This is a genomic window from Evansella vedderi, assembly GCF_030813435.1.
GTDB classification, from domain to species: domain Bacteria; phylum Bacillota; class Bacilli; order Bacillales; family Salisediminibacteriaceae; genus Evansella; species Evansella vedderi.
The window spans coordinates 37865-48517 of the sequence record NZ_JAUSUG010000032.1 but is presented as its reverse complement, the minus strand read 5'-3'; the positions used below and the strand labels follow the sequence as shown (position 1 = coordinate 48517).

The 10653-nt window shown below is 38.9% G+C and carries 12 protein-coding genes and 1 riboswitch; of the genes, 11 read left to right on the top strand and 1 reads right to left on the bottom strand.

Annotated features, from left to right (window positions below; translation table 11 throughout):
- The 11 genes from J2S74_RS25275 to ribH form a co-directional block, all read left to right on the top strand.
- Window positions 1-199: hypothetical protein (locus J2S74_RS25275; RefSeq protein WP_307331880.1), on the top strand; the 199-nt coding region annotated here is incomplete at its 5' end.
- A gap of 181 nt (window positions 200-380) precedes the next feature.
- The gene (locus J2S74_RS25270) at window positions 381-995 is read left to right on the top strand and encodes a stage V sporulation protein AA (RefSeq protein ID WP_307331877.1); all 615 of its coding nucleotides are present in this window, start codon (window positions 381-383) and stop codon (window positions 993-995) included.
- Window positions 988-1404 carry a stage V sporulation protein AB gene (locus tag J2S74_RS25265; RefSeq protein ID WP_307331873.1) on the top strand — a complete coding sequence of 139 codons (417 nt, stop codon included), beginning with the start codon at window positions 988-990 and terminating at the stop codon, window positions 1402-1404. Before J2S74_RS25270 ends, J2S74_RS25265 begins: the two co-directional genes overlap by 8 nt.
- Before the next feature lie 62 nt (window positions 1405-1466).
- Window positions 1467-2045 (top strand): stage V sporulation protein SpoVABEA, encoded by a 579-nt coding sequence (gene spoVAEA, locus J2S74_RS25260; RefSeq protein WP_307331870.1) that lies wholly within the window; start codon window positions 1467-1469, stop codon window positions 2043-2045.
- Window positions 2029-3510 (top strand): spore germination protein, encoded by a 1482-nt coding sequence (locus tag J2S74_RS25255; RefSeq protein ID WP_307331867.1) that lies wholly within the window; start codon window positions 2029-2031, stop codon window positions 3508-3510. Before spoVAEA ends, J2S74_RS25255 begins: the two co-directional genes overlap by 17 nt.
- 181 nt (window positions 3511-3691) lie before the next feature.
- Window positions 3692-5017, top strand: coding sequence for a diaminopimelate decarboxylase (gene lysA / locus J2S74_RS25250; RefSeq protein ID WP_307331864.1), 1326 nt, complete (start codon window positions 3692-3694; stop codon window positions 5015-5017).
- 124 nt (window positions 5018-5141) lie between these two features.
- Window positions 5142-5579 carry a peptidylprolyl isomerase gene (locus J2S74_RS25245; protein WP_307331861.1) on the top strand — a complete coding sequence of 146 codons (438 nt, stop codon included), beginning with the start codon at window positions 5142-5144 and terminating at the stop codon, window positions 5577-5579.
- A 294-nt stretch (window positions 5580-5873) separates the two neighbouring features.
- Window positions 5874-6021: riboswitch (FMN riboswitch) on the top strand.
- Between the two features lie 224 nt (window positions 6022-6245).
- Window positions 6246-7331 (top strand): bifunctional diaminohydroxyphosphoribosylaminopyrimidine deaminase/5-amino-6-(5-phosphoribosylamino)uracil reductase RibD, encoded by a 1086-nt coding sequence (gene ribD / locus J2S74_RS25240; RefSeq protein WP_307331858.1) that lies wholly within the window; start codon window positions 6246-6248, stop codon window positions 7329-7331.
- Window positions 7332-7985: a riboflavin synthase gene (gene ribE / locus J2S74_RS25235; protein ID WP_307331856.1), complete on the top strand. Its 654-nt coding sequence runs from the start codon at window positions 7332-7334 to the stop codon at window positions 7983-7985. It begins immediately after the preceding gene.
- Window positions 7986-8008: 23 nt separating this feature from the next.
- Entirely contained in the window at window positions 8009-9202 is a 1194-nt protein-coding gene (locus J2S74_RS25230) for a bifunctional 3,4-dihydroxy-2-butanone-4-phosphate synthase/GTP cyclohydrolase II (RefSeq protein ID WP_307331853.1), read from the top strand.
- Window positions 9203-9484: 282 nt separating this feature from the next.
- Window positions 9485-9952 carry a 6,7-dimethyl-8-ribityllumazine synthase gene (gene ribH, locus J2S74_RS25225; protein ID WP_307331851.1) on the top strand — a complete coding sequence of 156 codons (468 nt, stop codon included), beginning with the start codon at window positions 9485-9487 and terminating at the stop codon, window positions 9950-9952.
- Between the two features lie 96 nt (window positions 9953-10048).
- Here ribH and J2S74_RS25220 read toward each other — a convergent pair whose 3' ends face one another.
- Window positions 10049-10570: a DUF309 domain-containing protein gene (locus tag J2S74_RS25220; protein ID WP_307331848.1), complete on the bottom strand. Its 522-nt coding sequence runs from the start codon at window positions 10568-10570 to the stop codon at window positions 10049-10051.
- Window positions 10571-10653 lie beyond the last annotated feature (83 nt).

The following is a 10653-nucleotide window of genomic DNA, read 5'->3' as shown; positions in this document are numbered from 1 at the left end:
TCAAATGATCTGCCCGATTAAAAGTAAAAAGCACTTTTTATCGGGCAGATGCATTTGCTGGTCGCTCGTGGACAAGGCGCTTGCGCTTTTGTTCTTGGCTTCTTTAGCATATATTGTTTTTTTATCTAGAAGGAGAAAGGCGGCGACTCCAGTGTTGCCTGCGGGAGCCAGGATGGTGACATTACGCCGTTGCCCATAGGACGTATGCTGCCTTTAGGCGTAATTGGTCCGCCTGTAATGGAGTCGAATGATAAATTTCCTTATAAAAAAGCAGCAATCATCTAAAAACAGTCTTTTCATTAGTATTTCAATGCATGGAACTGTAGCTCCTTCCTCATACTAAGAGAAATTATAAGTTATAAAAGGAAAGAGGTTTTTCGATGGATAAAAGAATATACTTTCGATTGAAAAGCCGTCATTGGGGGATGCCTAATGAAACCGTATATTTAAAGGATATTGCCCAAATAATTAGTGTGGGAATAGAGGCGGAGAGTGTCAAGAATCTTCCTATTTGTACACTAACAGTGGAAGATAAGATATTAAAGGTTATAGACTCTATGATGGTAGTACGGATCATTCAAGAATATAGCCAAGGGGTTGACATTCAAGTAATTGGTCCAACGCAAACCGTTATTTATTTGGAACAAAAAGTCAAACCATTTAGACCGATATTATTTCTACTTGTTTGGCTCCTATTATTTATTGGTGCTGGACTCGCAATTATGAACTTCCATGAAGATGTAAGTATGCGAGAGGTTCACGTTAAAATTAGTGAGGTTATTACCGGGGCGGAAACAGAGCATCCTTTATGGTTGCAAATTCCTTATTCATTAGGCCTTGGATTAGGTATGGTCCTGTTTTTTAATCATGTTTTTCGTAAACGTATTATGGAGGAACCAAGTCCAATGGAAGTGGAAATGTTTAATTACGAAGAAAATATGGATAGATATGTATCCGTGTACGAAAACGATGCTTGGAAGGATAGAGATGGTTAGTATCTTTCTCCTTATAATAATTGGTTTATCAGGGGGACTTGCTGTTGGGAGTGGATTTGTAGCATTTCTAACTGTATTAGGAATTGTCCCAAGACTAGCTCATTTAACGAAAACAGTAAAATTACTGACTGCATATGAATTTGCAATCGTTTTTGGAGCAATATCAGGAGTATGGTTTAGTTTAGGAGACCCGTCCTTTGGTCTATCAAATGGTGTTCTTATCCTTGTGGGACTTGCCTGCGGTATTTTTATAGGAATGCTTGCTGCAGCTTTAGCTGAAGTGTTGAATGTATTCCCAATTCTAGCGAAGCGAATCGGAATGAAGCAAACCATCCATTGGCTGTTATGGGCTATTGTTCTAGGGAAAACAGTCGGTTCCCTTTACCATTGGATCTTTTTTGTTCCCTAAGTATAAATGCACCAATCTTTGTTTTAAGACTCTTTAAAAATTATAAGGGGCGATTAGTTTACATGAATTCTAAGAAGCGGGTTATATTAATCACTGACGGAGATGAGTCAGCTAAAGGGGCGGTAGAGTTAGCGGCGAAATCATTAGATCTTTATTTTGTAGCAGAATCAGGGGGGAATCCCTCTAAAATCTCCGGTGAGCAATTAGTTAAACTCATCAAAGGTGCAGACAAGGAAATAGTTCTTGTGTTATTTGATGATTGTGGCTATCCCAATAAGGGACCAGGAGAATCTGCTTTAGTCCAAGTCGTGAATTCGCCTGATATTGAAATATTGGGTGCAATTGCTGTGGCGTCAGAATCTTATTCCCGTGAATGGACAAGAGTAAATGTATCTATTGACCGAAATGGGGTCCTTACGGAGTATGGAGTGGATAAAGGTGGAATTATCGACACAGCTGTAGGAAGGATAAGGGGGGATACTGTATCCGTATTGGACGAGCTTCCCATTCCTTTAATCGTAGGTGTCGGTGATCTTGGAAAAATGGGTGGACGTGATTCCATTGAGAAGGGAGCTCCAATAACGAAATTAGCTATAGAATTAATTTTAGAAAGGAGCAGAACAAATGGATCCGGTACATGATAAGATAAACCAACCTATATCTCGGAATGCTAGAGAAAATGAAAAGAACTTCTCGGAGAGAATAGGTATTGGAACAAGCTTTGATGTAGGCATTCGGAAATTATACATATTGGATAGGGAAATCCAATTTTACTTTGTTAATGGTTTGTGTGACATTCAATATACCATTGAATTATTAAAGGAATTAATGTTCTTAGATGCTAATGAACGGAAAAAAAATGACGCAAGGGAACAAATTGAAAATAGACTAACACATGTGCAAGTGGAGCATGTGAAGACAGTAGATGATGCTATTGGTCAATTATTGGCTGGGTTGATCATTGTCTATATTGAAGGGGAATCTGACGCAATCGTTATTGACGTTAGAAGTTACCCTACTAGAGGACCTGAAGAACCGGATACAGAACGAGTTGTTCGAGGCAGTCGTGATGGATATACAGAAAACATTATTATAAATACAGCCCTTACTCGCAGAAGAATTAGAGATGAAAGATTACGAAATGAAATGATGAGGGTTGGGAGAAGGTCAAAAACAGACATTTGTATTACCTATATCGATGGTGTTACAGATCCTAATTTAGTAAAAATAGTAAAAAAAGAATTAGAAGCTATCGATATTGATGGTCTAACTATGTCTGATAAAGTGGTGGAAGAGTATTTAGTGAAACAAGGGAGCAACCCCTTCCCGGTAGTTAGGTACACTGAAAGACCTGATGTAGCAGCCACTCATATTTTAGAAGGACATGTGGTGATATTTGTAGATACTTCACCAAGTGTAATTATTTTACCTACAACGTTTTTTCACCATGTTCAACATGCAGAGGAATTTAGACAAGCCCCATTTGTGGGAACCTTTTTACGATGGGTAAGGTTTTCCGGAATGCTCTTATCCATGTTCATTTTACCTTTATGGTTACTCATGGTCATGCAACCAACTCTATTACCAGAAGGTCTAGAATTTATAGGACCAAATGAAACAACGAATATTCCAATTTTTGCTCAAATATTTTTTGCTGAGTTGGGAATTGAACTGTTGAGAATGGCCGCCATTCATACACCGTCACCACTTGCAACAGCCCTTGGTTTAGTTGCAGCCTTGTTAATTGGTGAAATTGCAATAGAAGTTGGTTTGTTGGTGCCTGAAGTTATTCTTTATGTAGCAGTAGGGGCCATTGGTATGTTTGCTACTCCTAGTTATGAATTGGCATTAGCTTTAAAAATCCTCCGACTAGGTTTACTAGTAGTGGTATTCTTTTTCAAAGCGCCAGGATTTATTATTGGGACGACCCTCATTATCATTATTTTAGCTTCACTTCGTACGTTAAATGTTCCTTACTTATGGCCTTTCTTACCATTTTACCCTATTGCTTGTCTAGATGTTCTCATTAGACAAGGTATTCCACTCAAAAGACGTCGACCAAGTATTGTTAAACCGCAGGATAGTGTTAGACAAGGACCGGCTTAAAACCATTGAAACAATGAGGAAGTTATGTTATTCTATATAGCAAACAAATGTTAAAGAACTATCCGAGGAACAAGGATAACGGATAATCACACCGTTATCCTTTTTTCGATGATAAAAGATATAGTAAAGTTAACTCTACTTGCACAGGTTAGCAAGAAAGCTTATCGAGGAGAGAAGAATAATGGGTTTATATGGTACAAGTAAAATAAATGAACAGGGGCATTTAGAAATCGGCGGAGTGGATACAACAGAGCTTGCTGATAAGTATGGTACACCACTATATATTTATGACGTAGCAGATATTTGCTCACGTGCAAATCAGTTTAAAAAAGCCTTTGAAAAGCACAACATGAACTATCAGGTAGCTTATGCGAGTAAAGCATTTAGCTGCATCGCTATGATTCAGTTAGTAGATGAACTAGGCTTAAGCTTAGATGTAGTTTCTGGTGGAGAGTTATATACTGCATTAACAGCAGGATTCCCAGTGGGAAGAATTCACTTTCACGGTAATAATAAATCCCCTGAAGAATTAGAAATGGCTGTTCGTGAAGAAATTGGATGTATAGTTGTAGATAATTTTACGGAGCTTACTTGGTTAATGGCTATCACCGAATCCCTTGGGAAAAAAATGGATGTTCTTATACGTATTACACCAGGGGTTGAAGCACATACACATGAATATATATCTACCGGACAAGAAGATTCAAAGTTTGGTTTCGATATTCAAAGTGGGCAAGCGGAGCAAGCCATAAAAACAATTCAAGCTCATGAATATGTTGAAATTAAGGGGGTCCATTCACACATTGGTTCCCAAATATTTGAGACAGATGGATTTACCTCTGCCGTTAATGAAATCTACAAATTTTTAATTCAATGGAAAAAGTCATTGAATTTTGAACCAGAGGTGTTGAATTTAGGTGGTGGATTCGGTATTCGATATACAAAAGAAGATCAACCACTTCCATTGGAGAACTATGTAGATGCTATGATTTCTTCCGTGAAGAAACAAGCTGTATCTGCAGAACTAGCTATTCCTGAGATATGGATTGAACCAGGCAGAGCATTAGTTGGGGAAGCAGGGACAACAATCTATTCCATCGGGTCTAGAAAAGATATCCCGGGAGTTCGTTCCTACGTATCAGTGGATGGAGGGATGACAGATAACATTCGCCCTGCATTGTACCAAGCGAAATATGAAGCTGTTGTAGCAAATAAAATGAATGCAACTAATGAAGAAAAGGTGTCTATCGCTGGGAAATGCTGTGAAAGTGGAGATATGCTAATTTGGGATATCGACCTTCCTAAAGTGGAAATCGGTGACCTTCTTGCTGTATCGTCCACCGGTGCTTATGGCTACTCCATGGCAAATAACTATAATCGAATTCTACGTCCACCTGTAATTTTTGTGGAAGATGGAGAAGCGAATTGTGTAATTAAACGAGAATCTTATGAGGATTTAGTGAAAAACGAATTTTCTTATCGTAAAAAAGCAAAGGCAAAAATTTAGTTGAAAGGGAGTGTCAAAGGTTAATAATTTCTTTTGACACTCCTGATGTTTTCTTTATAGTGTCGTTTAATGTACAATAAAGTAGATGTATATCACAATACATAAAATGGGAGGATTTACTTTTATGAAAAAAGGTACAATTGTAATGGAAAACGGAGATAAAATCCAAATTGAGTTTTATCCAAATGAAGCACCAGGAACAGTAGAAAACTTTGAAAACCTTGCAAATGAAGGCTTTTATAATGGATTGACTTTCCATCGTGTAATTCCAGGGTTTGTTGCTCAAGGGGGATGCCCAAGGGGGAATGGTACCGGAGGAAGCGGAAAGACAATTAAATGTGAAACAGAAGGAAATCCACACAAGCATGTGGCAGGTGCATTATCAATGGCCCATGCGGGTAAAGACACAGGAAGCTGCCAATTTTTTATTGTCCATGAACCACAACCACATTTAGACGGTGTTCACACTGTTTTTGGACAAGTTACCGAAGGTATGGATGCCGTATACAACATTAAGCAAGGGGACGTAATGGTAGAAGTGAAGGTTTACGACGAAGAATAATTTTTAAAAGAGGCTGGGACATAACTAAAGTGTTTAGATGAAAATACGAACAATGTATTATCGTAGCGAAGTATATTTCCGAAGCGGGTAGATTACACCTACATCTAGTTTGTTCGGATTTCTTATTCGTAAAAATACTTTAGTCCCAGCCTCTTTTAAATTATCCAGTTTGTCAAAGCTTCGTCACAATTCTAACTCTTGCTTTTTTCTAGAAAATAATGTTACTATCAAATCAATTAGTTTTGTCTAATCATATGTAATTCATTTGTGAGCATTCGAACATAATTATATAAACCGAACCTTCGGGGCAGGGTGAAATTCCCAACCGGCGGTGATGAAGTTATATTTAACTTCTAAGCCCGTGACCCGGCACTCATAGAGTGACGGTGGATCTGGTGTGAAACCAGGGCCGACAGTATAGTCTGGATGGGAGAAGGGGACATCGGTGAAAAAATGAAGTTTTTATTAATGGGATAAGTCTGTCCATTTTTAGTAAATGGAGAATATTTCCGTTAATGAGACAGGTGACTGGTCAAATTATAGGACATGAACCAGTTTATTTAAGTAGGAAAAAAACTTCTTTTCTCTAACCTTATCCCCCTGAAGGCAATGGTTCCCTTCAGGGGTTTTTACGTTTTAAAATAGGTAATAATGAGGTGTCTATTCATGGACAATAAATACATGCAAATGGCAATTGAATTAGCAAAGACTGCTAAAGGTCAAACGACACCTAACCCTTTAGTTGGGGCAGTCATTGTAAAGAACAACCAATTAATAGGGTTTGGTGCACATTTAAAGGCGGGAGAACCTCATGCGGAGCGCCATGCACTAGCTATGGCTGGAAAAAAAGCGGAGGGAGCAACTATGTATGTTACGTTGGAGCCGTGCTCCCATCACGGTAGAACCCCTCCATGTGCAGATGCAGTAATTGAAGCTGGACTAAAAAAAGTATTTGTTGCCACAACCGATCCTAATCCGAAAGTTGCTGGGAAAGGTATAGAAAAACTGAAAATGGCAGGCATTGAAGTTGTTGAAGGTCTAATGAAGGCAGAGGCAGATGACTTAAACAAAGTGTTTTACCACTTTATACAAACAAAGAAGCCCTTTGTAACTCTAAAATCTGCAACTAGTTTAGATGGTAAAATAGCAACGTCAACAGGCGAAAGTCAATGGATTACCAGCGAAGAATCTAGAATGGATGCTCATCGTTTAAGACACGAGCATGATGCTATTCTTGTGGGAGTTAACACTGTCTTGGAGGATGACCCATCATTAACAACAAGAATAGAAGGTGGGGGGAAGCACCCTATAAGGATCATTTTAGATCACCATTTAAAAACTCCTGTTGATGCAAAATTACTTACGGACAACATTGCTCCAACGTGGATTTTTACAACAGTTAAAGCTGACAAACAAAAAGTCGGTCAATTATCATCTTTAGGGGCAAAAATAATTACCATGGAAGAGGAAGAGATTTCTATCCCGTCTGTTCTCTCCTATTTAGGGGAAATGGAAATCAGTTCTCTCCTTGTGGAAGGGGGAGGAAGTATTAATGACTCCTTCCTCCGTTCTGGGGAATTTCAACAGGTAGTAGTTTATTTAGCACCAATGCTGATCGGAGGACGAGATGCCCTCTCATCCTTTTCAGGTATAGGGATCACTAGCTTGCAAGATGCTCCAAAGTTATCTGTCGAAAATATAGAAAGAATTGGTAAAGATATTAAACTTGTTTTATCGAGGGGGGTGAATTAAATGTTCACAGGGATTATTGAAGAAAAGGGGACTATTCAACAAATAAAGCAAACGGGCGATGCCATTGTAATGAAAATAGAAGCATCGGAAATATTATCCGATGTACATTTAGGAGATAGTATCGCTGTTAACGGCGTTTGTTTAACCGTAACATCCTTTGACTCACTGGCGTTTACCGTCGATTTAATGCCAGAAACCGTAAGAAATACTAGCTTGAGGGAATTGTCAATTGGATCTAAGGTGAATCTTGAAAGAGCCATGTCTGCTAATGGGCGATTCGGGGGTCATTTTGTTTCCGGTCACGTAGATGGAATCGGCACAATCAAAGCAAAGCGAAGGGAACATAATGCCGTTTATTATGAAATAGAAGTTTCTTCCAATTTACGTAAATACATGATCCTTAAGGGAAGTGTTTCTGTTGACGGAACAAGCTTAACCATATTTGGGTTGACAGAGGATACCTTTACCATTTCGATCATTCCACACACCATAGAAGAAACGATTATTGGTAGTAAAGGACCTGGTGATATAGTGAATGTGGAATGTGATATGCTCGCAAAATATATAGAAGAGCTTATTGCACGACGGACCATGTCTAATGAATCGAAATCCAATCACATAACGGAAGATTTTCTAAAGGAAAATGGTTTTTAATTGAAAAAAAGGGGAGAAGAACAATGTTTGATCCGATTGAAGAGGCAATATACGAATTAATGCAAGGAAAATGTGTTATCGTTTGTGATGATGAGGATCGGGAGAATGAAGGGGATTTTGTAGCGTTAGCTGAAAAGGCTACTCCAGAGGTTGTTAACTTTATGGTGAAGTTTGGAAGAGGACTAGTATGTGCTCCTATTACAAGAGAAAGGGCAGAGCAATTGGACTTAGTACCTATGGTTGATCATAATACAGATCCTCACGGGACTGCATTTACTGTAAGTATAGACCATAAGTTTTCCACAACTGGTATATCTGCTCCTGAAAGGTCATTAACGATCATGAGCCTTGTGGATGATAAAACGAAAGCTTCCGACTTTAAGAAGCCAGGGCATATTTTTCCGTTAATAGCAAAGGATGGTGGAGTATTACGCCGTGCAGGGCATACGGAGGCGGCTGTGGATCTTGCAAGAATGTGTGGTGCGAAGCCAGCTGGGGTGATTTGTGAAGTAATGAATGAAGATGGAACGATGGCAAGAGTTCCAGAATTAAGGAAAATCGCTGATGAGCATGAGTTGAAAATGGTCACTATTAAAGATCTGATTCAATATCGCAATCGTAAAGATAAGCTTGTTCAAAAGGAAGTGGAAATTGAATTACCGACAGAATTCGGAGATTTCCGGGCCATTGGATATAGCAATATTGTTGACGGCAAGGAGCATGTTGCTTTAGTGAAAGGAGATATCAAAGGAGAAAAGCCGACACTTGTAAGGGTGCATTCGGAGTGTTTAACAGGGGACGTCTTTGGATCTCACCGTTGTGATTGTGGTCCGCAGCTGCACGCTGCCTTAAAGCAAATTGATGTAGCGGGTGAAGGTGTTCTCCTTTATATGAGACAAGAGGGAAGGGGAATAGGCTTATTAAACAAAATGAAAGCCTATAAGCTACAAGAGGAAGGCTATGATACAGTTGAAGCTAATGAAAAGCTAGGGTTTGCTCCTGACCTTAGGGACTATGGTATTGGGGCACAGATTTTAAGGGATATTGGTGTTCGTAAAATGAAGCTGTTAACAAATAACCCTAGAAAAATTACAGGATTAAAAGGATACGACCTTGAAGTGGTAGAACGCGTACCTCTACAACTACCATATTCTAAAGACAATGAACGCTATTTAAAAGCCAAAAAAGAAAAACTAGGACACTTACTACACTTTTAATATAAGATGTTTTGTAAACTTTGTTACTTTGTAGAAAAGCTTGGGAAGTGGAAGGCGGCGACTCCAGCGTTGCCCGCGGAACCAGGACGGTGACATTACGCCGTTTCCCACAAGCGGGACCAGAGACACGCTTCCTCGAGTAGTTTGCGTCGAGTAATCGCAGACGCAGGACGTGGGCGCCTTTAGGCGTAATTGATCCGCCTGTAGAATATCCAAGCTACAGTATATACTCCTAGTAACAAACAATCTTTTAGAAAGCAATTAACTGAGGAGGAAAAGGACATGGGAAAAGTATTTGAAGGTCATTTAATAGGAACAGGATTAAAAGTAGGAATTGTTACAGGAAGGTTTAATGAATTCATTACGAGCAAGCTTCTTGGAGGAGCCCAGGATGCATTAAAACGCCATGGTGTATCTGAGGATGATGTAGATGTGGCATGGGTACCAGGGGCTTACGAAATTCCACTAATAGCAAAAAAAATGGTGGATTCAGGTAATTATGATGCAGTAATTACATTAGGGACTGTAATCCGTGGTTCTACACCACACTTTGATTATGTGTGCAGCGAGGTTTCTAAAGGAGTTGCATCCCTTTCTCTTTCCAGTGGAGTACCAGTAATATTTGGCGTTTTAACCACGGATACGATTGAGCAAGCTGTGGAAAGAGCAGGTACAAAAGCAGGAAATAAAGGATGGGAAGCTGCAACAGCAGCAATTGAAATGGCGAATTTAACGAAGAGTTTTCAATAAATAGGTTGTTTCATAAACTTTGTTGTTATGTGTAATGCTTGGAGAAGTGAAGGTGGGGACCTCGTGTTGCCCGCGAAAAAAGAGAAAGGAGGGATTTTACCCCTTCCTTTCTCTTTTCTTTTCCTGCAAAGAATCCAATCGCTCTTTAATTACGTCACTTCGGTCACGGAGTTTATGGCGAAAAATTAAGGACTCATTATCTATATCTTCTTCAAAGCACCACGTCAAGCCATTTTCTTTACATAATTCCTTGCAACGATCTAATAGTACTTGATCGGTAATTGGAAGATTGAATGGCCTATAGCTAACTCCTTTTTCCATGTTTTCTATTCGTTTGATAACTAATTCCTCAAGTACGTCAGAATCAATACCGAGCTCTAAGAAACTCTTTTTATCATTTTTTAGGAAATTTAAGACCTTTTTATATAAACGTAGACTGCCAGGAAAATTTTTTTGACGTTCATGATAAACAGCAACAGCAAGTTGAATTAAAACTAACCACTGTTTTTCCCCATTTTCTTTCCAATACTCTTCCATAATTTCGTGGCATTCAAATAAGTCCCTAGTTCCATGAAATTCAATTAAATAATCAACATAAGCTTTCGGATACTTTGTCATAGAAGCCTCCAATTAATGATATATCAATACATATTTAGCCTACCATAAATTTATTCAACAGACTTACGTAAAATCCTTTATGA